19 protein-coding genes and 1 pseudogene are annotated in these 26,136 nt (G+C 53.8%); 2 read left to right on the forward strand and 18 right to left on the reverse strand.

Annotation, left to right across the window (positions count from 1 at the left end; genetic code table 11):
* Positions 1-94: 94 nt before the first annotated feature.
* Genes mukB through cmoM form a run of 4 tightly spaced genes read right to left on the reverse strand, consistent with a single transcriptional unit; the run spans position 95 to position 7,364 of the window.
* Entirely contained in the window at positions 95-4,561 is a 4,467-nt protein-coding gene (mukB, locus tag J4685_RS16915) for a chromosome partition protein MukB (RefSeq protein WP_000572734.1), read from the reverse strand.
* Positions 4,561-5,265, reverse strand: coding sequence for a chromosome partition protein MukE (gene mukE / locus J4685_RS16920; protein WP_000060025.1), 705 nt, complete (start codon positions 5,263-5,265; stop codon positions 4,561-4,563). The genes mukB and mukE overlap by 1 nt, the downstream gene beginning before the upstream one ends.
* The gene (mukF, locus tag J4685_RS16925; protein ID WP_001288828.1) at positions 5,246-6,568 is read right to left on the reverse strand and encodes a chromosome partition protein MukF; all 1,323 of its coding nucleotides are present in this window, start codon (positions 6,566-6,568) and stop codon (positions 5,246-5,248) included. The genes mukE and mukF overlap by 20 nt, the downstream gene beginning before the upstream one ends.
* Entirely contained in the window at positions 6,561-7,364 is an 804-nt protein-coding gene (cmoM, locus tag J4685_RS16930) for a tRNA uridine 5-oxyacetic acid(34) methyltransferase CmoM (RefSeq protein ID WP_001154017.1), read from the reverse strand. The genes mukF and cmoM overlap by 8 nt, the downstream gene beginning before the upstream one ends.
* Positions 7,365-7,499: 135 nt before the next feature.
* Here cmoM and elyC point away from each other — a divergent pair, with 135 nt between their 5' ends.
* On the forward strand, positions 7,500-8,276 hold the full coding sequence (gene elyC, locus J4685_RS16935) for an envelope biogenesis factor ElyC (RefSeq protein WP_000899557.1): 777 nt from the start codon (positions 7,500-7,502) through the stop codon (positions 8,274-8,276).
* Here elyC and J4685_RS16940 read toward each other — a convergent pair.
* The 14 genes and pseudogenes from J4685_RS16940 to J4685_RS17005 form a co-directional block, all read right to left on the reverse strand.
* On the reverse strand, positions 8,256-9,149 hold the full coding sequence (locus tag J4685_RS16940; protein WP_000436888.1) for a YcbJ family phosphotransferase: 894 nt from the start codon (positions 9,147-9,149) through the stop codon (positions 8,256-8,258). The genes elyC and J4685_RS16940 overlap by 21 nt on opposite strands.
* 210 nt (positions 9,150-9,359) lie before the next feature.
* Positions 9,360-10,106 carry a 3-deoxy-manno-octulosonate cytidylyltransferase gene (gene kdsB / locus J4685_RS16945; protein ID WP_000011567.1) on the reverse strand — a complete coding sequence of 249 codons (747 nt, stop codon included), beginning with the start codon at positions 10,104-10,106 and terminating at the stop codon, positions 9,360-9,362.
* Positions 10,103-10,285 (reverse strand): protein YcaR, encoded by a 183-nt coding sequence (gene ycaR, locus J4685_RS16950; RefSeq protein ID WP_000350061.1) that lies wholly within the window; start codon positions 10,283-10,285, stop codon positions 10,103-10,105. The genes kdsB and ycaR overlap by 4 nt, the downstream gene beginning before the upstream one ends.
* Before the next feature lie 51 nt (positions 10,286-10,336).
* Positions 10,337-11,569: a winged helix-turn-helix domain-containing protein gene (locus J4685_RS16955; protein ID WP_000056909.1), complete on the reverse strand. Its 1,233-nt coding sequence runs from the start codon at positions 11,567-11,569 to the stop codon at positions 10,337-10,339.
* Between the two features lie 43 nt (positions 11,570-11,612).
* Complete coding sequence (lpxK, locus tag J4685_RS16960) at positions 11,613-12,590, reverse strand: tetraacyldisaccharide 4'-kinase (RefSeq protein WP_000561702.1); 978 nt, start codon at positions 12,588-12,590, stop codon at positions 11,613-11,615.
* Positions 12,587-14,335, reverse strand: a complete 1,749-nt coding sequence (msbA, locus tag J4685_RS16965) for a lipid A ABC transporter ATP-binding protein/permease MsbA (protein WP_000551245.1) — start codon at positions 14,333-14,335, stop codon at positions 12,587-12,589. The genes lpxK and msbA overlap by 4 nt, the downstream gene beginning before the upstream one ends.
* A gap of 66 nt (positions 14,336-14,401) precedes the next feature.
* Positions 14,402-16,636 (reverse strand): annotated as a pseudogene (locus tag J4685_RS16970) (ComEC family protein).
* Between the two features lie 229 nt (positions 16,637-16,865).
* Entirely contained in the window at positions 16,866-17,150 is a 285-nt protein-coding gene (ihfB, locus tag J4685_RS16975; protein ID WP_000167332.1) for an integration host factor subunit beta, read from the reverse strand.
* Between the two features lie 155 nt (positions 17,151-17,305).
* On the reverse strand, positions 17,306-18,979 hold the full coding sequence (gene rpsA / locus J4685_RS16980) for a 30S ribosomal protein S1 (protein ID WP_000140324.1): 1,674 nt from the start codon (positions 18,977-18,979) through the stop codon (positions 17,306-17,308).
* A gap of 113 nt (positions 18,980-19,092) precedes the next feature.
* The gene (gene cmk, locus J4685_RS16985; protein WP_000125004.1) at positions 19,093-19,776 is read right to left on the reverse strand and encodes a (d)CMP kinase; all 684 of its coding nucleotides are present in this window, start codon (positions 19,774-19,776) and stop codon (positions 19,093-19,095) included.
* A 172-nt stretch (positions 19,777-19,948) separates the two neighbouring features.
* Positions 19,949-20,710 (reverse strand): M48 family metallopeptidase, encoded by a 762-nt coding sequence (locus J4685_RS16990; protein ID WP_000792307.1) that lies wholly within the window; start codon positions 20,708-20,710, stop codon positions 19,949-19,951.
* A gap of 142 nt (positions 20,711-20,852) precedes the next feature.
* Entirely contained in the window at positions 20,853-22,136 is a 1,284-nt protein-coding gene (aroA, locus tag J4685_RS16995) for a 3-phosphoshikimate 1-carboxyvinyltransferase (protein ID WP_000445201.1), read from the reverse strand.
* 70 nt (positions 22,137-22,206) lie between these two features.
* Positions 22,207-23,295, reverse strand: coding sequence for a 3-phosphoserine/phosphohydroxythreonine transaminase (gene serC / locus J4685_RS17000; RefSeq protein WP_000079592.1), 1,089 nt, complete (start codon positions 23,293-23,295; stop codon positions 22,207-22,209).
* Between the two features lie 185 nt (positions 23,296-23,480).
* Positions 23,481-24,173: a DUF421 domain-containing protein gene (locus tag J4685_RS17005; protein WP_000642866.1), complete on the reverse strand. Its 693-nt coding sequence runs from the start codon at positions 24,171-24,173 to the stop codon at positions 23,481-23,483.
* A 136-nt stretch (positions 24,174-24,309) separates the two neighbouring features.
* On the opposite strand from J4685_RS17005, the gene ycaO reads away from it, so the two are divergent.
* The gene (gene ycaO, locus J4685_RS17010) at positions 24,310-26,070 is read left to right on the forward strand and encodes a 30S ribosomal protein S12 methylthiotransferase accessory factor YcaO (RefSeq protein ID WP_011233085.1); all 1,761 of its coding nucleotides are present in this window, start codon (positions 24,310-24,312) and stop codon (positions 26,068-26,070) included.
* Positions 26,071-26,136 lie beyond the last annotated feature (66 nt).

Raw genomic sequence — 26,136 nt, forward strand, 5'->3', positions numbered from 1 at the left:
CAGAACTTGTTGTGCCGGATGGCGGCGTAACCGACTTATCCGGCCTTGCCTGATAAGCGAGGCGCCATCGGGCACTTCATCGTTTCTGCCGTATTTAGCTCGCTTCTGAAGGCGTATCTTCCGTTTGCGTACCGGGAAGCGTTTCCGGAAGCTGCGGCGCAAAGCCACGCAGCCCGACAACATGAACATGCTCAGTATTCTGAAACACTTTACGCACCAGCTTATAGGTCGTGCCCTTCTCCGGACTGATGTTTTCCGGCGCAGCGATGATGAGCTGCATCTGCAAACGTTCACATAGTTCAAACAGCGTGGCGATAGAGCGCGCATCCAGACGCGCCGCTTCATCGAGGAACAGCAGGCGACATGGCGAAATATCTTTCCCGCGCAGTCTGCGCGCTTCGTCTTCCCAGCTTTGCACCACCATCACCAGAATTGACATCCCGGTCCCGATAGCTTCCCCCGTTGATAGCGCGCCGGATTCCGCACGCAGCCAGCCGTCGGACCCACGGTTAACTTCAACTTCCATTTCCAGATAGTTACGGTAGTCCAGCAGCTCCTCGCCGATGGTCTGCGGCGTGCGTTGCCCCATATCGATCTGCGGATTCAGACGCTGGTACAGTTTCGCCAGCGCTTCGGAGAAGGTCAGACGATTGCTGTTAAACAGATCCTGGTGCTGCTCCTGCTGTTCTGAAAGCACATCCAGCAAGGTGGCATGCGTTTCACGCACGTTGACGTTTAACCGCACGCTATTCACCTGGCCAAACGAGACGCTTTGCAACCCCTGGTTCAGCATACGGATACGGTTCTGCTCACGCTGGATAGTCTTGCGGATAATGTTTGCCACGCTGCGGGAACTGATCGCCAGCTTTTGCTCACGCGATGTCAGCTCTTCCGTCAGACGGCTCAGCTCAATCTCCATTTGTTCAATGGCTTCAACCGGATCGTCGGTACGAATAATATCCTGACGAATACGTTCGCGCAGATGCTGGTAAACGGCCACAAAGAACTGGATTTTACGTTCCGGGCGTTTCGGATCTTCCGACAGGCGCAATACGTCGCGTAAATGTTCGTTATCCGCGACGGCCAGGCGCAGCGCGCCCAACGCCTTATCCGACATGGAGCGCAGTTCATCCGCCGACAGATAAGCCAGCTCACGACGGTGCAGACGGCGTTCCACGCCATTGTCTTTCACCATCCGCATGACTGCGCACCAGCCGGCTTTCGCGGTCACAACCTGCTCGCGCATTTCATGATAATCACGCTCCAGCTTGCGCAGCTTACGGGTCAGGTTCTCCATCTCCGCTTCGCAGAAGGTGAGCGCTTTCTCAAGCTGATTGCGACGCGAACGGTTATTGCTCAACTGAGCGTGCAGTTCATCCCGACGCTGGCGGGCGCGCTCTTCCGCCCCGCTGTCGGCGCGAACGCCAATATCCTGTAATTCGCGCTGCAAATCGTTAAGCAGCTCTTTTTTCGTGTCGTAAGAGCTTTTTAGCGAGACCAGAACCTGGCTGTACTGACTTAACTGCGCGGCATGGCTGCGCAGCGCTTCGCGGGCGCGGGTACGCTCGGCTTCCGCCTGCTCCAGCCGCTGGCGCAGCTTTTCGTTGAGATCGCTGTTGCCGCTCAGCATTTCCGCCGAGTCGGAATAGCTGAAATGCGCCCGACGTTCGACAACTTCAGCCAGAGCAAAAGCCTGCTGGCGCGCGTCGCGCTGCATTTGCTGCGACCATGCATAGTCTTCTTTTAATTGCTCAAACTGTTCCGGATCGCTTTGCAGAACGGAAACTACTGGCTCCAGTTTGGCTAACTGGTTTCCATATTGCTGCACAAATCGCGCCGCTTCCTGCGCCTCATCCAACCGCTCCTGAATTTCATCGCCCCGATCGGCCAGCGTTTCATCGGCCAATAAATTCAGCCGCGGCAGCAAACGGTTAAGCGCGGAAACGCCCTCTTTGGCCTGCTCAAACTGAAGGCGCTGCTGCTGGTTGTCGCTTTCATGCGTCGCCAGCGCGCGCTCCAGCTCGACGCGACGCCCGTTCAGTCGGCGAATTTCCGCTTCCGGATCGTCCTCAAAGGCAACAGAAAGGTGGCTACCGATAAAACGGCTGAACGCCTGGTGCAAACGCTGGGTTTTCTGCACGTCAAACGAGAGCGTGGCAAAGCGCTCGGAAAGCACTTCCCGTTCCGCATGGAGACTTTCAATACGGTTCTCGCGCGCCGCACGGCCAAAAATAGGCAGCGACGGAAAACGCGAATAACGCCACTGACGGTCGGCAATTTTCACGACCACCGCCTTTTCCAGCTCGTCAACGCTGAATACGCTGTCATCAAAAGACTGCGGATCGCCTTCGATCAGGTACAGATCTTCCGGGCAGTCGGTCAGACCTTCAAGCTGTTCGGCTATTTGCGATAAATCCGGTACGACGATCGCATGGCGCGACGGACCATACAGTGCGGAAAAGTACGGCGCATCTTCAAGGCTGACATCATCGTAGATTTCCGACAGCAGTACCCCGCCAAAACGCTCCGCCAGCGCATTCAAACGCTGGTCTTCCGCGCCGCCCGGCTGGCTTAAACGTTCGATCTCTTCATCAACCGCATTTTTACGCGCGCCCACTTCGTCGCGTTCGACAATGGCTTCGCGCTCACGCTCCAGTAGCTGTTGCAGGTATTCGGTCACTTCCTGGCTGGACGTAAACTCCTCGCCGCACTGTTCGCTAAGCTGGTTCAGGCTATTCTGCGCCGCCAGCCAGACAGGAGCGCGTTGCATCAGATGCTGGATACGGGATTGCAGCTGTTCCTGTTCCTGACGCAAGGCCATACGCTGTTCGCTGGCTGACGATACGCTATCAGACAAGGACGCTATGCGGGCTTCCAGCTCCTGATGCAGCGCTTCCAGTTCGTCAATATCAAAATTTTTGCCCTGTCGCTTACAGAACTCAGCCAGCAGACGTTCCGCCTCTTGCTGCTCGCGCAGCCGCTGTTCCAGTTCGCTCAGGCGCATCCGCAACGGCTGTACCTGTTCCGCCAGATGACGCTGGTTCACGCCGTCCCGTAACAGCTCGCGCGCCACGTCCCAGGCTTCGCTACGCGCCAGCGGGCCGTTGATCGCCGCTACCAGCTGATAAGCCTGCTCAAACTGACTGTGCGCGGTTTGCGCCACGCTCATTTTTTGTTCCAACGACAGCAGTTTTTCCGTAGCTTCCTGCTCTTTTGCCTGGAAAGTATCCAGCCATTCGGCGGCGCTTTCCGGCGTTAGATCCGGCAGATGGCAAAGTTCTTTAGCGCGGGCGAGCGCTGATATCGCCTGGTTATACTGAATCGCGCGCGTTTGCTGTACATCCAGCGCCTGCTGGTAATCCGCAAGCTGGCTTTTGAGTTCATCGACTTCCAGCTCGGCGGCTTCGGCACGCGCTTCATTTTCGTCCTGCATTTCGGCGGCTTCCGCCACCACTTCGTTTTGCTCTTCGAGTCGAATCTGCAGCTCTTCAAGATCCGCTTCGTAGCGTTCAATTTTTTCCTGCTGGCGCAGCGCGGTTTGCACCAGATTCAGGTGATCGCTCGCCGCCTGGTAATCCGCCTCAAGAGAACCTTCGGCACCGTTATGTTCGCCCAACTCACGGGCCATATCGACGTGCTTGTACTGCTCCGCCGCCAGTTGTTTGCGCGATGTGTACAGTTCGCGTCGAAACGCCAACGCCTGATCAAGGTGAACCCGACGCTCATTAGCGTGACGCATATAATCCGCCGCCACATAATCGGTGGCTTCGCTGATCAAATGCTTAAACAGATCGCGATCGGATTGGGTAACACGAATCGCTTCCAGCGTGAGTCGGTTCTCGCGCAGCGCCGCTTCCATATCCTGGAACGCCTTGCGCACGCCGCTGTTTTCCGGCAATAAATAATCGCGTAGCGATCGGGTAATGGCGCTGGAGATCCCGCCGTACAGCGAGGCCTCTATCAAACGATAGAATTTACTACGATCGGAAGCGGAGCGCAGACGACGGGCGATAATCCCTAAGTCAAACATCAGCGAATGATAATCGGTGATGGAGTTAAACTGCTTAAACTGCACGCCTTCCATCTCGTCAAGCTTGTCTTTCAGCTCAGCAAGCGACAGTACGCGCGCCTGACGTTCGTTTAATGTCTCCGTCACCAGTTGTGTCGGCTGTACCGACATCGGCAGCCCCTGAATAGCGAACGGTTTGATGTCCACTTTGCGATCGCGCCCAGCGACCTGCTGCAGACGCACGCCGACCACCACCCGCTGATGGCGGGAATTAATGGTGTCGAGCATGGAGTAACAGACGCCCGCCTTCAGCTTACCGTGCAGACCTTTATCACGCGAACCGCTGGTGGCGCCGGCTTCCGTGGTGTTACGAAAGTGCAGTAATGTAAGATCCGGGATCAGCGCCGTGACGAACGCCGCCATCGTCGTGGATTTCCCGGCGCCGTTGCCCCCGGATAACGTCGTGACCAGTTCATCCAGGTCAAAAGTGCGGGCAAAAAAACCGTTCCAGTTAATCAGCGTTAGCGAGCGAAATTTACCGCGTTCAATCATTATTCTTCCTCTCCACTGTCCGGCTGACTCTCTTCGGTCTCATCATTAAGTTGCAGATGGTTTTCAATGGGCATCGCTTCCCCGTCGCGGATGAGACGACGCTGCGCCTCGCGAGGATCGTCGCCGGCGCGGACATCCGCGCCAAAGCGGAAGACCGATTCGGTAATGCGGAATTTGCTGCTGTCGTGGCCCATAAACCATACCATGCCCAAACGACGCAGGCGGTTTAAAGAAGAACGCACCTTTTCCTGCAGTTTCTGACGATCAACGTCAGATCCCGTCGAGCGGTTATTCACCAGCTTTAGCAGTTTGGCTTCGTCCGCAAGGGTAAGCAGCTCGTCGTACAACTCCTGCTGAGTAAAGATCCCTTCGTTGGCCAGACGCTCCGGGCTAAGATAGAGGTAGCAGAGAATTTTACCGACCATCATATCCAGTTCGGATAACACCGAGCGCGGGATAAGCGTGGTAGAACGCGGACGCAGGTAGAAGAACCCCTCCGGCGCGCGAATCAGTTCCACGTTATAACGCGCGTAAAACTCTTCCAGGTATTCCTGAAAATCCATCAGAAAGGCATGATTATCCAGTTCGTCCAGCCCGATGTGGCGGCCCGAACGTAATGCGCTATCCAGCGCCGGAAATAACGGATTCGCCAGCGCCTGCGCCAGCTTAACCGGCATCACTTGTTCAATATTTGTCAATGACATGCGCCTGTACCTTGGCTCCGTAATCATTAATCGGCTGCCATTTGGCTGGCAGTCCGGTGAAATCTGCTTGCGCTACGCCAAGACGTACCGCTTGATCGATAACAATACGCGCCACGTCGAAATGACGCGCGCGCGGGTATTGCGCCAGATACTCGCGCACCACCAGCCCAAGATCCAGTGGCGTTTGTCTGGTTTTGTAGATAGCCAGCTGTTCTTCAATGATGGCCGCTAACTGCTCGCGGATCTCGTTAAACTCTTCATATTCCAGATCCGGCGGCAACTCCCCGGTGACTTCATCGTCACGCAACGCCATCTCTTCATCGCGCATATCCAGCAGACGATCGGCATTCGCGTAGGTTAGCGCCCACGGATCGTCAAAATAAGTCTGCACGGACTGGCGCAACCGCTGGGCGAAGACACGGTTTTTATCCATATCGATCGCGGTACGGATAAATTTATGCACGTGACGATCGTAGCCGATCCATAAATCAATAGACTGTTGACCCCAACTGATAATGCGGTCAAGTTTACTTTGTAAGTCAAACACCAGCCTGTCGACAAAATGCAGATCGTCGTGCGTCATCGTGGCATCCTGAATGCGCAGCAGGTTAGCCTGCAGCTTATCGCCCGCCGCCTCCAGCGTATCCTGCAATTCGCGCAGCGTACCGGACGTTTCGGAAAGCAGCAGTTCACAGCTGGAAATCGCCGCCCGCCAGTCTTTATTCAGCAGTTGTGCGATATCGTCTTTCACCTGCTGCTGCTGTTCATCCATGATGCGCTGGGTGAGATCGATACTGTCGAAAATCTCCGCCACCGAATATTTCAATGGCGCGTAAACGTTGCGATGCCAGTGGAACTCATCGCCACCCTCCGCTGCCGCATCCGCCGCGCGCTTCAATTCGCCGGCCACAATCGACAACTGCATAGAAAGACGCAGCGTAGAGAATTCGCGTTGACGAATGTAGTAATCGGTGATGCCAATCCCGAGCGGGGTTAATCGGTAAATCGCATTGCCTTCCGCCTGCTCGCTGGTAAAGCGGTTCAGCAGACGTTGACGCACCATATCGTTAATCGCGTTATTAGCGCGCACGCCGATGGTTTCGCTGGTTTGCTCAAACGCATCACTCACATGGCGGAATGCATCCACCAGCTCGCCTTCACTCATCTCGCCGTCAAGGCGTTCGCCGTTCAACGTGGCGACCGCCAGCAGAAAGGAAAGTCTGTCTACCGGCAGCGAGATGGAAAAGTCGTTTTTTCTGGCCCAGGCAACCAGTTCGGGGACTGTCTGGGAAAATTCACTCATAGGTTATCCTTGCATCTGCGGCTAGCGCCGGGCTTTTAATCGCGGTGACATGAATGTAGCGCCCAAGGCTAATATACGGCTCCTGGCGGCAATAACGCGTTTCCAGTTCGACCAGGGTCTCATAACAGTCACGCTGCTGGTGTTTTTCACGCAGATAATCATGAAACACACGCACGCCGGTTTTACCGGTAATCTGCCAGCCAATCGCCTCCAGCCACTGGTACACCTGCGCGGGGTCGCGCGGGTAGTCAGGCGACAGCGTGCGCTTCTTGCGTTTAGGCATCCCCGCCTGCACGTAGTCAAAATTACCCGCCACCATATTGTGCATCAGCAAACCGTTAGCGTTATAGAACATCAACGACAGCGCGCCGCCAGGGCGCAATACTGACCAGAGCGTTTCTAATACGCCGACAGGATCGGCTACCCACTCCAGCACAGCATGAAACAATATCAGATCAACCGGGCTTTCCAAATGCGAAGCGACGTCCTGAGCCGGGCATTGTATAAAATGCATGTCTTTGCTCACACCTTTTGCCTCGGCCGCCTGCCGCGCGCGGGCGATCATTTCACCAGACAGATCGCATAACGTTACCTGATGGCCGCGTTCCGCCATCTTAATCGCCGTTTGCCCTTCGCCGCCGCCGGCATCCAGTACCCACAGTTTTTGCCCGCCAATCTCCTCCAGCACGCGATCCAGGTCTTGCCACAGAATGGCTTGCCGCAGTTGTCCTTTGGTCGTGCCGTAAATGTTACGGGAAAACTTTTCAGCAATGTCATCAAAATTGCGATCCTGCATCGGACTCTCCACAGGCTGGCTCAGGCGTTATCTGATAAAACCGCTATTTTGTCACAGCCGCGGCGAGAATGAACCTGTCTGGTGTAATATCACCGTTAATCCTCCGCTATATGGTTAAAAAAGGAACCAAAAAGGATGCTTTTTACACTAAAGAAAGTGATTGGCGGTATGTTATTGCCGCTTCCGCTGATGTTGCTGATCATTGGCGTCGGCCTGGCGCTAGTCTGGTTTAGCCGCTTTCAGAAAACCGGAAAAGTATTTATCAGCGTAGGTTGGCTGGCGCTATTGCTATTAAGCCTGCAACCCGTTTCTGACCATCTGCTGCGTCCAATAGAAAACCGCTATCCTACCTGGCAGGGTCCGCAACAGGTGGAATATATTGTGGTTCTCGGCGGCGGCTATACCTGGAACCCGCAGTGGGCGCCGAGCTCTAATTTAATTAACAACAGCTTGCCGCGGCTGGCGGAAGGCATCCGGCTGTGGCGCGCGAATCCGGGAGCAAAGCTGATTTTTACCGGCGGCGTAGCAAAAACCAATACGGTAAGCACGGCGGAAGTCAGTGCGCGGGTGGCGCAGTCGCTGGGCGTACCGCGTAGCGATATTATTACGTTGGATAAACCAAAAGATACGGAAGAAGAAGCCGCCGCCGTTAAGCAGGCCATCGGCGACGCGCCTTTCCTGCTGGTAACCTCCGCCTCGCATTTGCCGCGTGCGATGATTTTCTTTCAGCATGCCGGGCTGAATCCGCTTCCCGCGCCGGCGAATCAGTTGGCGATCGATTCGCCGCTCAATCCCTGGGAGCGGGCAATTCCGTCCCCGGTCTGGCTGATGCACAGCGATCGCGCTGGGTATGAAACATTAGGGCGACTTTGGCAATGGCTGAAAGGCATATCAGGCAAGCCAGGGGAGTAATGATTTCGCCGCCAGATCAAAATTGGTACGGTTAAAACGTCCGGTATTGACCAATTGCGCAACCTCGTCCCACAGCACATAGAGCCAACGCCGCCAGATGAATGACTCCGCCACTGGCGCGCGTTGCAGATAATGCCAAAGCAATCCCTCCGCCAATGGATTATCCATCAGGCGAAACAGTTCGAATTCTCTCGGCGCCCACAGCATCAGCCCGGGGCCGACCATCGCCAGAAGCTGATCGCTACGGGCGTCTTTAAGCATACTGCGCAAGCAGAAGTTGCCATGCACCAGTACGCAGTTGTCGTTAAACCCTTCAAATAACGAAGGAAGACATTCTCTGGTACGAAACAGAATGCGTTTGTCCTGCATCGTCAGGCCGGTATTGCTGAACTGATTTAGCGTCGTCCACAGCACTTCCACACGCTGACGATACCAGGAAGGCCAGATATTCTCCTGAGTATGGTCTACGGCGCCCACGCAACCGCGGCTATCCTGCCGATGCCAAGCTAACAATCCTTCGACAATCTGATCTTTTAGCTGTTCCCAGCGTTCCGGAGTGCGCGCCGGCGCCTCGACCGGCACACCGCGCAGTCGTTCCAGTAGCAGCACATCCGGACCAGGATGCTCTTCATGCGTCAATACGCCATAGATTACCGGCATCCTCACCGTACCGCTACGCGCCAGCATTGAGGTTTTCCATGCCAGTTGCTGCGCAACACCGGGAGTAGTAAAACTTCGCGCCATCAGCGGCATCGGAATGCCCTGGCTGTCATATAATGACCACAATGCGGAATCCGCTTTCTCATTCACGCACTCTATACGGCTAAGTTTTTCACCCAACAAATGACTGAGTTCGGCCCGCAACTGTTCCATTCCAGATTACCCCCATTAGTGCTACTGCTTTAATAATGAGCGTCGTATGGACAGATGTCACCCGTATCAGATCAAGGGAAGAAAAGAAAAATGAGGAAAATCGTAACGGTACGAGAAAGCCGCCACTGATGAGCAGACGTGAGTATTCATCTTTGCGCTATCATACCGCGCTGTTCATGACCGTCTAAGACGATCATGAACAGGATCATGTTAACGCATTTCAGCGCGCACGCGCTCCAGGTCGTCGGCGGTGTCTACGCCCGTGCCGGGCACCGCTTTGGCGACAGCGACATGAATTTTTTCGCCGTACCACAGCACACGGAGTTGCTCCAGCATTTCAATATGTTCCAGCGGGCTGGGTTGCCAGCTCACGTAACGGCGGATAAATCCCGCGCGATAGCCATAAATGCCCAGGTGACGAAGGCAAGCATCCCCTACCGTTTCCAGACTTTTTGCAAAGCGATCGCGATCCCAGGGAATCGTCGCCCGGGAAAAGTAAAGCGCATAGCCTTCAGCATCCAGCACGACTTTTACCGCATTCGGGTTAAACGCTTCTTCGGCGCTGTGAATCGGCACCGCCAGCGTCGCCATGCCAACCTGGCGCTGCGCCAGATTTTCCGCGACCTGGCGAATAATAACCGCCGGGATCATCGGCTCATCGCCCTGAACGTTCACAATAACGGTATCGTCGCTGAATCCGCACTTCTCTACCACTTCCGCCAACCGTTCGGTGCCGGACTGGTGATCGGCGCGCGTCATGCACACTTCGCCGCCAGCCGCTTCTACCGCACGAGCCACGTCTTCATGATCGGTCGCGACAATAATGCGTTCCGCGCCAGATTCGCGCGCCCGCTCCAGGACATGAACAATCATGGGTTTACCATTAATATCCACTAATGGTTTGCCTAGCAGTCGGGTAGATGAAAAACGGGCCGGAATGATGACGACGAAACTCATGATTTACTCTCATCAGATGTCAGGGCGCGAGCTTCATTTTCCAGCAATACAGGAATGCCGTCGCGTAACGGGAAAGCGAGATTATCCAGTTTGCAAATTAATTCTTGCTGTTCCTGGTTATACCAGAGTTTGCCGTTACATACCGGGCAGGCGATGATTTCAAGCAGACGATGATCCATAGTTCCTCCAGATGGACCGGATTGTGAATCCTTCAATATTAACATAATCGGTTATGGTGCAGGGTCTATTTCCCAGCCATGACGCATGGCGCTAAACAGGCCTGGCGGACATTGTCCCAGCGTCACGCGCGATGCTCGTTGCCAGGCAGCAAACGCGCTAATGGCCTGCCAGATTCCTTTTTGCAGACTAACGCCAGGGCGAATATCGTCCTCCAGATACAGCGAGATAACCTCAAGCACCCCCGTTTTACGGTGCATTTTGGCGTCCATTCGCCCGACTAAACGGCCCTGGTATAATAGCGGCAGCACAAAATAACCGTACTGGCGCTTCGCCGCGGGCGTATAACATTCCAGCCGGTAGTCGAATGCGAAGAGCTGCGCTGCCCGCTTGCGATCCCATACCACAGGATCGAAAGGCGACAGCACTGCGCTATGGGTCGCCTTTAAGGCGTTATTTAGCGCCGGTTCAAGCTGCGAAAGAAGATCGGCATGAAGCCACATCCGCCCCAACGTTTCCACCTCGACCGGAATAATCTGCTGCTGTTCCGCCCGGCTCTCCCGCCATCCTTTCAGGTCAGGACGTTTCAGGCGGTAGTAATCCGCCAGCCACTGTTCACGGAAAATCCCCAGACTGCGCGCGCTATTATCCAGCATCAGGCTTTCCGCCTGCGGCTGTGACAGTCCATCGCGTTCATCATCCCAGTGCGGCATCACACGGCGCGTTAAATCATATACGCGTTGAAAATTACGCCGCTCAACAACCATGACTTTTCCGGCGGTAAATAAACCCTCAAGGTGGCGTTTATGTGGTTTCCATTCCCACCAGCCGCTGGCGCCTTTCTGCGCATGTTCAAAATCGGCAGAACGCACCGGACCGTGCTCCTGAATATGCCGCACTAACTGTTCTATTTCTTCCGCGTGCTCATGCATCCATGCCGCGCGATATTTCCAGCCCATCTTTTCCGGCGACAGCATACGATGGCGGATAAGTTTAAAGTCGCGGCGTGGTAAGAAACAGGCCTCATGCGCCCAGTATTCTATTAACTCGCCGCGTCGCAGCGCCTCATCCAGCCAGGCCTGCGGGTACGAACCGAGACGGCTAAACAGCACCAGATAGGGGCTACGTGCGACAACATTGATGGTATCAATTTGCAGCAACGCCATGCGTGAGATGGCGGCAAGAACATCGCCAGGCAGCGCGTTACGGCGCGGCTTTTTCAATAGTCCCTGCGCAGCAAGGTGAAGACACCGGGCCTGGGAAAGAGAAAGGTACGGCAATGACATTCATGACTCCATAAATTCATCACTGCCGCTGCATTGGGGGACGCTAGCGAACCAGCGAGGTGATATGTTCAAGCAACTTATCAGGCTGCTCACCGGACAAACGCGCATCAACCGGTAAGAACCACCAGTTATCTTCGGCAAAAGCACGGCATTTCACCGCGTCTTTTTCCGTCATTACCAGGGTCTGCCCTTCACCGACCAACGCCTGAACGTCAGCAGGGGCGAGCGTTTGATGATCGGCCAGCGGGACGCACTTTTGCGGATGCGCGCCACAGGCTTCCAGCGTGGCGAAAAAGCGCGGCGGATGACCGATGCCCGCCATCGCCACAATATTGCTCAGTTGCGCCACATCGCAACGCGCTCCCGTACGTAAGTTCACCGCCAGTCCAGGCGCTAGCTGCATGGGGATTTCGCCCGCCCGGGCGACGCCGCCATTCACGATAGCGGCGTCTACGGTTTTCAGGCGACTGGCGCGTTCGCGCATAGGACCGGCAGGAAGCCACCAGCCGTTGCCAAAACGGCGCACCCCGTCAATCACCACAATTTCAATATCTCGCGCGAGTCGGTAATGCTGCAACCCATCGTCGGTGATAATAATCTGCACATTATGCGCCGCCAGAATCGCTTTCACCGCCGCGGCGCGTTCAGGCGCTACCGCGACAGGCGCGCCGGTCCGTTGATAAATCAATACCGGTTCATCTCCCGCTTCTGCGGTTGTCGTCTCCGGCGTCAGAAGTAGCGGATAAGCGGCAGCTTTCCCGCCGTAGCCGCGGGAAACGACCCCCACGCGCACGCCACGCTGTTGCAGCTTTTCCACCAGCCAAATGACTACGGGGGTTTTACCGTTACCGCCAGCCGTAAGATTCCCTACCACAACCACCGGTACTGGCGCTCGCCAGGCGCGTTTCAAACCAAGCTTATAGCTCAGACGAATCGCCCCGCTCACCAGGCCATACAGCCAGGAGAGCGGCAGCAGTAACCGCCATAGAGAGGATTCACCCGACCAGATACGCGCAATCATTGGCCAAATTGCATCTTATGTAGCTGGGCGTAAACGCCGTGTTGCGCCAGCAGCTCGCTATGAGTGCCGCGCTCAACGATAATACCGTCTTCGACTACAACGATCTCATCCGCCTGTTCGATGGTGGAGAGACGGTGCGCAATCATCAGAGAGGTACGGTTTTTCTGCAGCTCATCCAACGCGGCCTGAATCGCACGTTCAGATTCGGTATCCAGCGCGGACGTAGCTTCATCAAGGATCAGAATCGGGCTGTCGCGCAGTAAGGCGCGGGCAATCGCGATACGCTGACGTTGACCACCGGAAAGCAGTACGCCGTTTTCGCCGATGATGGTATCCAGGCCATTATCCATCTTGTTGATAAAGTCCATGGCATAGGCCATGCGCGCCGCCTCTTCAATCTGCTCGCGGCTGTATTCTTCCGTCCGGGCATAAGCAATGTTATTGGCGACCGTGTCGTTAAACAGATGCACGTTTTGCGAAACCAGCGCCACCTGATTACGTAGAGAGGCCAGAGTGTATTCGCGTAGATCGTGACCATCCATCAGGATGTGTCCTTCATCAATATCGTAGAAACGGGTGATCAGACTGGCGATAGTTGATTTACCCGATCCGGAACGCCCCACCAGCGCCACGGTTTTCCCGGCAGGAATTTTCAAATTGATGTTACGCAATGCCGGCACTTCACGGCCCGGGTAAGTAAACGTCACATTGCGGAATTCGAGATCGCCGGTCGCGCGGTCAATGACACGTTTACCTTCATCTTTCTCCTGTTCGCTGTCCAGAATCGCAAACAACGTCTGACAAGCCGCCATCCCACGCTGGAACTGCGCGTTAACGTTTGTCAGCGATTTTAATGGACGCATCAGCGCGATCATGGAGGAGAACACCACCGTGATGGTCCCTGCCGTCAGGCTATCCATTACGCTTGGGAAGCTCGCAGCATAGAGAACAAACGCCAGCGCCAGCGAGGCAATGAGCTGAATGATAGGATCGGAAATTGACGAGGCAGAGACCATTTTCATGCCTTGCAGTCGCATCTTATTGCTGACTTTATCAAAGCGTTTAGTTTCGACTTCCTGACCGCCGAAAATCAGTACCTCTTTGTGTCCTTTCAGCATTTGTTCAGCGCTGGTAGTCACTTGTCCCATCGTGTTCTGCATATTTTTACTGATGCTGCGGAACCGCTTTGAGACAACGCGAATCGCAATCGACACAATCGGCGCTAAAACAACCAGGATGATCGACAGCTGCCAGCTGTAATAGAACATCATAATAAACAATCCGATGATCGATGCCCCTTCACGCACCACGGTAATCAGCGCGCCAGATGAAGAAGAGGCAACCTGTTCTGAATCGTATGTAATACGCGACAGCAGCGTACCGGTAGACTGTTTATCAAAGAAGGCGACGGGCATTCCCATCATATGGCCAAACAGGCGACGGCGCATGGTCATTACCACCTTGCCTGACACCCATGAAATACAGTAGCTGGAGATATAGCTAGTGATGCCTCGTAATATCATCAGCCCAATAACCACCAGCGGCATCCACAGCAACACTGAGCGATCCGTTTTACCGAAACCATCATCCAGTAATGGCTTGAGGAGCGATAGCATGAAGGTATCGCTGGCTGCGTTGAGAATTAACGCTATGCCCGCCACGATCAGACCTGCTTTAAAAGGCGCTATGGTTGGCCACAGTCGGCGGAAGGTCTGCCACGTAGAGAGATCTTTATCGTTATGCATTCAAAAAACCAGCATTTGTTGAAATAGCCGCATATTCTACCCGTTATCCTCGGACACGCCAAACCACTAATGATACCAGCGAGGTAAAATTTGATCCCGTAAGCCTTGTATGCGCCAGCCCTGCGGAGAAAACAGCAGCGAAATTTGCCCCTGGTGGGGTGTATCAAACCACTGATACGCCTGCTGTCGGTAGCGCTGTTTTACCTTGCGGGACGGCAGCCGCCATGCGTTATAGCGCGATGCGGACGCCAGCGCCGCTTCACCATGTACGCGCTGAATAAATGGTAACGACGACGACGTATTACTACCATGATGCGGCACCTGGATAAACGTCGCCGCAAGATGTCGCCAGTAACGACTTAGCATTTTTTGTTCAGCGCCCGCTTCGATATCGCCCGTGAGCAGGATGCTATGTACACCGTCATCCACTTTGACCACACAAGAACGGTTATTTCCTCGATCGGCACTTTCGTGTAACGGCCAGTGCGCCTGAAACGTTAGCCCCTGCCATTGCCACTGCTCGCCGCGAAAACAGGGCAAATGTCCCTGCCAGCCTAACGGGCTGCGAATCCACATTGACGGCCAGACCTGCTGTAGCGAACGCAGCCCGCCCCGATGATCCAGATGCTCATGACTCAAAATAACGCCCTCCGGCGTCAGATTATGCCAGCGCAACCAGGGAATAATAACCTGTTGCCCGCTGTCGCCCTCCGGCCATGCCCGACCGGTATCGTAGAGTATTACTTTATCGCCCCTGACGATCGCTATCGCCAGCCCCTGACCGACATCCAGCATATGCACCTGCCATCCGCTGGCGTTTATCGGCCGCCAGAGTGGCCAGCTCATCAACAATAACCCGCATAAACAGACCGCCGGCCAGGTACGCCAGACGTTTAATCGCCACGCGATAAGCGTTAGCTAGGGTAAAAGCGTCAGCCACTGCCAACGGTTATCAATATTCACCCAGCCCTACAGTAAAGCATTCAACAGGTAAAATAGCGCGGCTAACGCGCGATCGGTCAGGTACCATACCCACTCTTCAAGAAAAAACGGCCCGGTTAAATGCAGAATCATTCCCGCCAGGATGAGTGGAACCGTCACAAATGTGACCCAAGGTACGGCAAAAAGATTCGCCAGCATTGCGGTAACGCTTATGCCATGAAAAAGCGCCACCTGGAGAGGCAAAAGCAGAAGTGTAATGCCTGCCTGTAGGTGAAGCAGGTTAAGCAACCAGCGTAAGCCTCGTGGAAAATTTCCGTTTGGCGCAGGAAACCACTGATACCAGAATAACAGGCCGGCAACCGCAAATGCTGACAGCCAAAGACTTTGTGATATAACCGCCACAGGATCGGCGAAAATAATCGCGGCCAGACAGCAGCACCAGACTTGCCAGCCGCTCCACTGTCGTCCGCTTAATTTTAATCCTCCCCAGACGCTCAGTGCCGCCACCGTGCGCAGCGCAGGCGGTTGTAAGCCGGTAAGCCAGGCATAACATATCGCGCAAAGAATGCCGCCCAGCAATGGCGTCTGCCAACGAATCCATCTGACCGGCAAAAAGAATTGTCCGCCACGGATTAATCCGGCAGCCAATAACGCAGCAAAAGCGATATGCAGGCCGGAAATCGCCATCAAATGGGCAGTCCCCGTATCGCGCATAACGGCCTTCACCTCCTGCGACACCGCTCCCCGCTCCCCCATTCCCAACGCCAGAATAACCTGCTGCCACGGATAAGGCGCAAGCGTAGCGCGAAGCGAAGCAAGATAGCGCCCACGCAAGCTACACTCAGGGTTAATCGCTTTAGCCTGTAGAAAACGCCCGGTCAACGGTTGGTGCTGCGCCAGCGCGTAACGCTGGCTATCAAAACCGCCTTCGTTAAGCTGTCCGTGTACCGCTCTGACCTTCAGCGTCATCGCCCACTGCTGTCCGGCACACACTTCCGTGGGTAAGTACTGGCCATGCAGGACAATCCCTACAGCAGGAAAGAGTGGCTTTCCATGCAAATGGGTAATTCGCCCATAATGAGTGGTCATATGATCGGTGGCAGTAATGACGACTGTCGCCTCCTGCGTCGCGGCGGGCAGGACGTTTCCCGCCCAGATGGCCTGCCTGGCGGCAAATATCCCCCACATGAAAAAGAGCAAGGTTAATGCCGCGTAGCGCGCATAGTGATGGGGTATGAGGCAAAGCAAACATGCCAGACAAAACAGCACCGCGAGAATCCACGTATCAGGTAATACTGGCAATATCATGAGCGGAAGTATGCCGCATACTACGCATACGCTGACCGTCGTTATCTTCATAGACACCTCCCTGTGCGGGAAAGTGTGCAGGTTCAGGACGCCATTGTCTGGAGGGGATTTTGTGCTATACGGCGCGGATTCCAGGTTTTTTACCTGATAAATGTAAGACGCAGCAAAAAATGCGAAACGTTTTCCAGTTTTCGGTCGAATAGCGTTTGCGCCTGACGGCGTATAAATGAAAAAAGCACCCTGACGGTGCTTTTTTCGGGTTCAAGTTTTGCGTTAAAACTTAACCGTAAATATTGGCGCGATCGCGCAGTTCTTTACCCGGTTTAAAGTGAGGAACGTATTTTCCTTCCAGTTCCACTTTATCGCCGGTCTTGGGGTTACGTCCGGTACGAGGCGCGCGGTAATGCAAAGAAAAACTGCCGAAACCGCGGATTTCAATACGCTCGCCCTGCGCAAGAGTCGAGGCCATATGCTCCAGCATCTCTTTTACCGCGTCTTCAACCGCCTTAGCGGGAATGTGAGATTGCTGGGTTGCAAGTCTTTCAATCAATTCTGACTTGGTCATGATTCCTCCGGTTCCTTAAAGGCAAATTGGCTGCAGCCGTGAGATTGATTAAGGGCGGCCGTAGCCGCCCTTAGTGCTTGATTACAGGCCGAAACCTGCAATCTGTCAAGTAATCTCGTTATACTTCGGACTAAAAGGCCCGAAGTTCCAGAGGATTACTCGCCTTTAGCTGCTTTGAATGCTTCAGCCATTGCGTTGTTAGAGAAGTTTGCATCTTCCTGTTTGTTAACAGTTGCGATGGCATCTTTCTCGTCAGCTTCGTCTTTCGCACGAACAGACAGGCTGATTGCGCGGTTTTTACGATCAACGCCGGTGAATTTAGCTTCAACGTCGTCGCCAACGCTCAGAACCAGAGTCGCATCTTCAACGCGGTCACGGGATGCTTCAGAAGCACGCAGGTAACCTTCAACGCCGTCAGCCAGTTCTACGGTTGCGCCTTTCGCGTCAACTGCAGTGACTTTACCGGTTACGATAGCGCCTTTCTTGTTCAGAGCAACCCAGTTGTTGAACGGATCTTCTGCGAGCTGTTTAACGCCCAGGGAGATACGTTCACGTTCTGCGTCAACCTGCAGAACAACTGCAGCGATTTCGTCGCCTTTTTTGTATTCACGAACTGCTTCTTCGCCTGCAACGTTCCAGGAGATGTCAGACAGGTGAACCAGGCCGTCGATGCCGCCGTCCAGGCCGATGAAGATACCGAAGTCAGTGATAGACTTGATTTTACCTTCAACGCGGTCGCCCTTGTTGTGGGTTTCTGCGAACTGCTGCCACGGGTTAGATTTGCACTGCTTCAACCCTAAGGAGATACGACGACGTTCTTCGTCGATATCCAGAACCATCACTTCCACTACGTCGCCAACGTTAACCACTTTGGACGGGTGGATGTTTTTGTTGGTCCAGTCCATTTCGGAAACGTGAACCAGGCCTTCAACGCCTTCTTCGATTTCAACGAAGCAGCCGTAGTCGGTCAGGTTGGTCACGCGACCGGTCAGTTTGGTACCTTCCGGATAACGTTTAGCGATAGCAACCCACGGATCTTCGCCCAGCTGTTTCAGGCCCAGGGATACACGGGTACGCTCGCGGTCGAATTTCAGCACTTTCACGTTGATTTCGTCGCCAACGTTCACGATTTCGCTCGGATGCTTAACGCGTTTCCAGGCCATATCAGTGATGTGCAGCAGGCCGTCAACGCCGCCCAGATCAACGAATGCACCGTAGTCAGTGAGGTTCTTAACGATACCTTTAACTTCCATGCCTTCCTGCAGGTTTTCCAGCAGCTGATCGCGTTCTGCGCTGTTTTCGGATTCGATAACGGCACGACGAGAAACCACAACGTTGTTACGTTTCTGGTCCAGCTTGATTACTTTGAATTCAAGCTCTTTGCCTTCCAGGTGCAGAGTGTCACGCACCGGACGAACGTCTACCAGAGAACCTGGCAGGAACGCGCGAATACCGTTCAGCTCAACAGTGAAGCCACCCTTAACTTTGCCGTTGATAACACCGGTAACAGTTTCAGCATCTTCGTAAGCTTTTTCCAGCGTGATCCATGCTTCGTGACGTTTAGCTTTCTCACGAGAGAGCAGAGTTTCACCGAAGCCGTCTTCTACTGCATCCAGAGCAACGTCAACTTCGTCACCAACCTGGATTTCCAGTTCGCCCTGGGCGTTTTTGAACTGCTCAGCCGGAATGGCAGACTCAGATTTCAGACCGGCGTCAACCAGTACTACGTCTTTGTCGATAGCAACAACAACACCACGAACGATGGAACCCGGGCGGGTTTCGATTTCTTTTAAGGATTCTTCAAAGAGTTGAGCAAAAGATTCAGTCATGTTTAATCTTCAGGTTTCATATTTAACGTCCACCTGGCTCCGTGCCGGATGGGGTTGTTTAACATACCCGCTGTCAATCCTTTGCAACGGGGGTACTACAAATTCGGTCGCATTTAAGCGAGAGCCAATTTTTGGCGCGCATATTGTAACGCTTTTTCAATCACTTGCTCAATGCTTAATCGGGTAGAATCCAAAACTAATGCATCAGCAGCAGGAACTAACGGCGCTACAGCGCGATTACGATCGCGATCGTCGCGTTCCTTGATCTCGGCCAAAAGGTGTTCAAAGTTAACACTAAAGCCATTCTCCTGCAACTGTAGCATACGTCGATGCGCACGTTCCTCCGAGGAGGCGTCAAGGAAAATTTTTACCGGCGCATCCGGGAAGACCACGGTCCCCATATCGCGTCCATCGGCGATTAAACCAGGCGCTTCGCGGAATGCGCGTTGGCGGCGAAGAAGCGCTTCACGCACGCGTGGGAATGCCGCCACCTGGGATGCCGCGTTCGCGACTTCCTGCGTACGGATTTCGCCGCTAACGTCCTCGCCTTCCAGGATAACTTCCAGGTTGCCGTCCGTTGAGACGAAACGCACGTCCAGATGGGACGCCAGCGGCACCAGCGCATCTTCAGAGGCGAGATCGACATGGTGATGCAATGCCGCCAGCGCCAGTACGCGGTATATCGCGCCGGAATCCAGCAGATGCCATTGCAATGCTTCCGCCATTGCTTTGCACAAGGTGCCTTTACCTGCACCGCTTGGGCCATCAATGGTTATTACCGGGGCAATTGCCGTCATCTTTATCTCCTTAAACAGGCGTACCGTTAACGTAAACGCCGCGCATTATACGCGCCAACGCTCGCGACCGTTAACGTTGCGTGCAAAAACCAGTTTTGTCTGTAATCAGATGCGGAATAATTGCGCAATTATAGCGGGCCGGCGAGAAACCAGCCCGAAAGATGACAATGATTTACTTTTTATCTTCGGCAATTCTGTCGCGCATATGCTGCGCGCGATCGGCTGAGGCCGGGTGGGAGTCCATCAATGATTTTGCATGACCTGCGTCCATTGTGGCGAATTTATCGAATGCCGTGACTAAGCCCTGGGTGTTAATCCCGCGTTTTTTCAGCAGATCGTAAGAGAAGTCATCCGCATCCGACTCCTGACTGCGAGAAAACGCCGAATTGATGACGCCTTCCGCCAGATCGCCCAATTGAGACTGGGAAAGCTGCGCTGCAACGCCGCTGGTGGCGGAAATCGCATCGCGAGCCGCCAGCGTGGCATAGGCGGTCTGCATTGCCTTGCGGGAGTGCCCTAAAGAGACATGGCCCAGTTCATGGCCCAGTACACCTTCAATTTCATTATCGGTCATCAGATCCATCAGGCCGGAGTATACGCGAACGCAACCGTTCGCCATCGCCCATGCGTTGATATCGCTGGTCATATAGACTTTATAGCTAACCGGCGTACCCTCAATGTTGTTACCCAGCGCTTTGGCGATTTTGCTCAGACGTTTGGTGTATTTGCTTTTCGAACCTGCCAGTTGATTCTCGCTGTCCATTTGTTTACAGGCATTATTAGATAATGCTTTAACATCCGCATCGGACAGTGTGGCGGCTTTGTAGGCTGACATGCCGGAACTGGCGATTAAATTGCCATTCACGCCATTTTTACATCCTGCCAGTAGCGTAGCGGAAATCGCCACCGCCAGTAGTAATGATTTATTTTTCATACTAATCTTCCGTTGATAACTATTATAAAAAACACATAAATCAATGTGTTAAATCATCAACAAATTAGCATTAGTCATAATTGTAAAAATAGTGCGAATGCGGACTCGGCGCGCCAGCCCGTCGACTGGCACAACAGAAAAATTAGGCAGGCGTGCTCATCCGCGCCAATTGTTCGAAATAATCAGGGAACGTTTTTGCAGTACATTTAGGGTCCAGGATCGTGACTGGCGTATCGGACAGTGCGACCAGTGAGAAGCACATCGCCATACGGTGGTCGTTGTACGTGCCAATATCCGCGTGATGGAGCTTCGCCGGCGGCGTGATACGAATATAGTCGTGCCCCTCTTCGACTTCAGCGCCCACTTTACGTAGCTCGGTCGCCATCGCGAACAGGCGATCGGTTTCTTTCACTCGCCAGTTATAAATGTTGCGCAACGTCGTGGTTCCTTTCGCAAACAGCGCCGTGGTGGCAATCGTCATCGCCGCATCCGGAATATGGTTCATATCCATATCTATGGCGTGCAATTCGCCGCGCGTGCAGGCAATAAAATCATCGCCCCAGGTAATGGTCGCGCCCATTTTCTCCAGCACATCGGCAAAACGAATATCGCCCTGCATACTTTTGCGGCCAATCCCGGTCACTTTTACCGTGCCGCCTTTTATCGCCCCGGCGGCGAGAAAATAGGACGCTGACGAGGCATCGCCCTCGACCAGATAGCGACCTGGAGAGTGATACTGTTGACCGCCCTTCACGACAAATTGTTGGTAATGATGGTTCGCTATCTCCACGCCAAAGGTTTTCATTAAATTTAGCGTGATATCGATGTAAGGTTTTGATACCAGTTCGCCTTTAACGCGAATAATTGTGTCTTCAGGCGCCAGCGGTGCCGTCATCAGCAGAGCGGTCAGGAACTGGCTGGAAACGCTACCATCAACCTCAATGTCGCCGCCGATAAAACCGCCGCGCAGACGCAGGGGCGGATAATTTTCCTGCTCCAGGTAATCAATATTCGCCCCGCCCTGACGCAGCGAATCAACCAGATGGCCTATCGGACGCTCTTTCATACGCGGTTCGCCGGTTAACACTATCTCATTTTGCCCCAGACATAGCGCTGCCGCTAACGGACGCATCGCGGTTCCGGCATTACCGAGAAACAGTTCCAGAGCGCCTGACGCGCGTAATGGGCCGCCATTACCCGTAATGTCACAGCGGGTGCGATCGGCAGAAAGGGTGTAATTGATCCCCAACGCGCTCAGGGCATTGAGCATATGGCGGACGTCATCGCTATCCAGCAGATTCGTCAGAACGGTTTTACCACAAGCTAAAGCCGCCAGGAGCAAAGCACGGTTTGAAACACTTTTGGAGCCAGGTAAATTAATGGCGCCGTCGACCCGCGCGATGGGTTGTAACGTCAGGGATTCCATGAAACTCAACTCTCAAAAAACAGAAATAAAAACCCCACAGACTGGCCGTGGGGATGAAAAAAGAAACGTATTAGCCGTGGCGGCGCTCAAAATCGATCATGAAATCGGTCAGCGCTTTCACCCCTTCAATCGGCATGGCGTTATAGATAGAGGCGCGCATACCGCCAACAACACGGTGCCCTTTTAAGGCGTGCAGACCGGCGGCGAAAGACTCTTCCAGAAAGACCTTGTCCAGCGCATTGTCCGCTAACTGGAACGGAACGTTCATCCGCGAACGGTTGGCCTGTGCGACATCGTTACGGTAGAAATCGCTGTTATCAATCACACCGTACAGCAACTCCGCTTTTTGCTGATTGATTTTGTGCATCGCCGCCACGCCGCCCTGCGCTTTCAACCATTTGAACACCAGACCGGAAAGATACCAGGCGAAAGTCGGCGGCGTATTAAACATCGAGTCGTTATCACTCAGGACGGTGTAGTCGAGGATGGACGGGCAGCTCTCATGCGCCTTGCCTAACAGATCCTCCCGGACGATAACCAGCGTCAGTCCTGCCGGACCGATATTCTTCTGCGCGCCAGCATAAATTACGCCATAGCGAGAGACGTCCAGCGGCGCAGACAGGATGGTAGAAGAAAAGTCCGCCGTGACGACCACCTCCGGGCCAAAATCCGGCGTTTCATCGATGGCGATGCCGTCAATGGTCTCATTCGGGCAATAGTGTAAATAAGCGGCGTTATCGGAAAGCTGCCACTCGCGCATCGGTTTCACGGCACGTTTGCCGTCAACGGTGATTTTGGCGTCGATAATCTGCGGAGCACAGTATTTTTTGGCTTCTTTGATGGCGCTCGCCGCCCAGTAACCAGCATCGACATAATCCGCCGTGGTTTTATCGCCCAGCAGATTGAGCGGCACGCCAGCAAACTGCCCGCGACCGCCGCCGTGACAAAATAAAACTTTATAGTTGGAGGGGATATTAAGGAGATCGCGAAAATCCTGCTCCGCCTCTTCAGCGACCTGGATAAACTCTTTGCCTCGATGGCTAATTTCCATTACCGACGTACCAAGACCGTGCCAGTCACGCAGTTCCTGTTGCGCCAGTTTAAGTACTTCCGCCGGTAGCATCGCCGGACCTGAACTAAAATTAAAGACCTGAGCCATTTCCCCTCACCACGCTGCATTGTTTCCTGCCTGACAGACATCAGGCAAACGTTATTCATGTGAATATCGGTTTTATCATTCAGTGACACGCGCCGCAATGGGTAAAACAATGCGAGGAGAAAATGCGGCATTCGTCACACAACAGAATCTTCCGGATTAACCATATAAATCCGATATTTTCGCTGTTAAACAACGCGTTTAGCCCGGCTTGCCTTCGTCCATTCTGGATTTGCGCAGCGCGGACATAATTGCTTTTCCCCGGCGTTCATGCGTATCACTTCACTGCAACGTACGCAGGCATAGTCGCCAGCCTCCGGCGCCACGATAAAGCGTGGCGTACAGTGCTCAGGAAGAATGCTTAACCCCGGCTTAACGTCTTTATTTTCAAAGAAATAGACGCTGATTTGTCCGTTTGTCTCCAGGATGGCCAGTCTGACCTGCCCCAGTTGCTCAACGCCATTCAAGCGAAGCTCCATAAAAAATTCAAACTCCGTCATATTCGAGCGCTGCAGTTTTTCCCACGCCAGTTCGCCGTCTTCAACAATGACCACCGACTTGCCTTCCAGCAGATCTTCCAACTTTTCACTATGCGCCATCAGCCACATGACCAGGCGATAGAGCAGCGCCAGGGTGATGAATACCACCAGAACAGGGAGCATCGGAACGTCATCATAAAACGCGACGTCGCCTGCCGCCGATCCCAATGTCAAAATGATCAGCACTTCAAAAAGCGACATTTGCCGTACGCCGCGTCGTCCTGTCACCTTTAAGAAAAGAAACACCAGAACAAAGGTGTAAAAGCTACGTAGCGCCACTTCCCCCAAAAACGCTACCGGCACGTTATCCAGCGCCATTCGTTGCAAATCAAATGCTTTCATTTTTTATGCTCTTCCTGTGAATTCCAGTGTAAAAGCATAGCCAATACTTTTATTTCCGCCGATGTCCCGGCGAGATAGCGCCCGTCACATAAAACCCGTATCATTGCGCGCTTTCCGTACGACAAAAGTGATTTTCATGACGCAAACATTTATTCCCGGCAAAGACGCCGCGCTGGAAGACTCCATCGCCCGCTTCCAGCAAAAGTTACTCGACCTCGGCTTTCACATCGAAGAGGCCTCCTGGCTGAACCCGGTGCCAAACGTCTGGTCAGTGCATATTCGCGATAAAGAGTGCGCGTTATGCTTTACCAACGGAAAAGGCGCGACCAAAAAAGCGGCGCTGGCCTCGGCGCTGGGCGAATACTTCGAGCGTCTGTCAACCAACTACTTTTTTGCTGATTTCTGGCTGGGTGAAACCATCGCCAACAGCCCGTTCGTGCATTATCCGAATGAAAAGTGGTTCCCGCTGACTGAAAATGACGACGTACCGGAAGGCTTGCTTGATGCCCGTCTGCGCGCATTTTACGATCCAGAGAACGAATTAACCGGAAGCATGCTTATCGACCTGCAATCCGGTAATGAAGATCGTGGCGTCTGCGGCCTGCCGTTTACCCGTCAATCAGATAACCAGACCGTGTATATTCCGATGAATATCATCGGCAACCTGTACGTCTCTAACGGAATGTCCGCCGGCAATACGCGTAATGAAGCCCGCGTTCAGGGGCTGTCGGAAGTCTTCGAGCGTTATGTGAAAAATCGCATCATTGCGGAAAGTATCAGTCTGCCGGAGATTCCCGCAGAGGTGATGGCGCGTTATCCGGCGGTAATGGAGTCAATCGCCACGCTGGAAGCCGAGGGTTTCCCGATTTTCGCCTATGACGGCTCGCTGGGCGGTAAGTATCCGGTTATCTGCGTCGTGCTGTTCAACCCGGCTAACGGTACCTGCTTTGCTTCTTTTGGCGCCCATCCTGACTTTGGCGTTGCGCTGGAACGTACAGTGACCGAGCTACTCCAGGGACGCGGACTGAAAGATCTTGATGTCTTCACGCCACCAACGTTCGATGATGAAGAAGTCGCGGAGCACACTAATCTGGAGACCCACTTCATCGACTCCAGCGGCCTGATTTCCTGGGATCTGTTCAAACAGGACGCCGATTACCCGTTCACGGACTGGAGTTTTTCCGGCACTACCGAAGAAGAATTCGCCACGCTGATGGCCATCTTTGCTGCTGAAGATAAAGAAGTTTACATTGCCGATTACGAGCATCTCGGCGTATACGCCTGTCGTATTATCGTACCGGGAATGTCTGATATTTATCCTGCCGAAGATCTGTGGCTGGCCAACAACAATATGGGTAGCCATCTTCGTGAGACTCTGCTTTCGCTGCCCGGTAGCGCCTGGAATAAAGAAGACTATCTCAATCTGATTGAACAATTGGATGAAGAAGGTTTTGACGATTTCACCCGCGTGCGTGAACTGTTGGGTCTGGCGACCGGAGCGGACAATGGTTGGTATACACTGCGCGTCGGCGAATTAAAAGCAATGCTAGCGTTAGCGGGCGGCGATTTGGAGCAGGCGCTAATCTGGACAGAATGGACGATGGAGTTCAATTCGTCGGTCTTTAGTCCGGCACGCGCAAACTATTACCGTTGCCTGCAAACGCTGCTGCTCCTGTCGCAAGAAGATGCGCGTCAGCCACTGCAATATCTCAATGCTTTTATAAAAATGTATGGCGCAGAGGCTGTAGAAGCCGCCAGCGCCGCGCTTAGCGGTGAAGCGGCTTTTTATGGACTACCGGCTGTCGACCACGATCTACAAGCGTTCCCGGCGCATCAGTCCTTGTTAAAAGCGTATGATAAATTACAGCGCGCGAAAGCGGCATACTGGTCAAAATAAGGCCATATGAGTGACTTAGGGTAGGTTTACCCTCTCGGCTGCGTTATATTACGGGGCGCCTTTGCG

Origin of the sequence: Salmonella sp. 32100201201700099SM (genome assembly GCF_017572645.1) — a bacterium.
GTDB lineage: Bacteria > Pseudomonadota > Gammaproteobacteria > Enterobacterales > Enterobacteriaceae > Salmonella > Salmonella enterica.

Coding starts and splice junctions, on each gene's coding strand:
- cmk (WP_000125004.1), bottom strand. CDS start 19,776: ATGACGGCAATTGCCCCGGTAATAACCATTGATGGCCCAAGCGGTGCA.
- J4685_RS17005 (WP_000642866.1), bottom strand. CDS start 24,173: ATGAAAGCATTTGATTTGCAACGAATGGCGCTGGATAACGTGCCGGTA.
- mukF (WP_001288828.1), bottom strand. CDS start 6,568: ATGAGTGAATTTTCCCAGACAGTCCCCGAACTGGTTGCCTGGGCCAGA.
- J4685_RS16955 (WP_000056909.1), bottom strand. CDS start 11,569: ATGTCATTGCCGTACCTTTCTCTTTCCCAGGCCCGGTGTCTTCACCTT.
- cmoM (WP_001154017.1), bottom strand. CDS start 7,364: ATGCAGGATCGCAATTTTGATGACATTGCTGAAAAGTTTTCCCGTAAC.
- elyC (WP_000899557.1), top strand. CDS start 7,500: ATGCTTTTTACACTAAAGAAAGTGATTGGCGGTATGTTATTGCCGCTT.
- aroA (WP_000445201.1), bottom strand. CDS start 22,136: ATGGAATCCCTGACGTTACAACCCATCGCGCGGGTCGACGGCGCCATT.
- msbA (WP_000551245.1), bottom strand. CDS start 14,335: ATGCATAACGATAAAGATCTCTCTACGTGGCAGACCTTCCGCCGACTG.
- J4685_RS16990 (WP_000792307.1), bottom strand. CDS start 20,710: ATGAAAAATAAATCATTACTACTGGCGGTGGCGATTTCCGCTACGCTA.
- lpxK (WP_000561702.1), bottom strand. CDS start 12,590: ATGATTGCGCGTATCTGGTCGGGTGAATCCTCTCTATGGCGGTTACTG.
- serC (WP_000079592.1), bottom strand. CDS start 23,295: ATGGCTCAGGTCTTTAATTTTAGTTCAGGTCCGGCGATGCTACCGGCG.
- J4685_RS16940 (WP_000436888.1), bottom strand. CDS start 9,149: ATGGAACAGTTGCGGGCCGAACTCAGTCATTTGTTGGGTGAAAAACTT.
- rpsA (WP_000140324.1), bottom strand. CDS start 18,979: ATGACTGAATCTTTTGCTCAACTCTTTGAAGAATCCTTAAAAGAAATC.
- ihfB (WP_000167332.1), bottom strand. CDS start 17,150: ATGACCAAGTCAGAATTGATTGAAAGACTTGCAACCCAGCAATCTCAC.
- kdsB (WP_000011567.1), bottom strand. CDS start 10,106: ATGAGTTTCGTCGTCATCATTCCGGCCCGTTTTTCATCTACCCGACTG.
- mukE (WP_000060025.1), bottom strand. CDS start 5,265: ATGTCATTGACAAATATTGAACAAGTGATGCCGGTTAAGCTGGCGCAG.
- mukB (WP_000572734.1), bottom strand. CDS start 4,561: ATGATTGAACGCGGTAAATTTCGCTCGCTAACGCTGATTAACTGGAAC.
- ycaO (WP_011233085.1), top strand. CDS start 24,310: ATGACGCAAACATTTATTCCCGGCAAAGACGCCGCGCTGGAAGACTCC.
- ycaR (WP_000350061.1), bottom strand. CDS start 10,285: ATGGATCATCGTCTGCTTGAAATCATCGCCTGCCCGGTATGTAACGGC.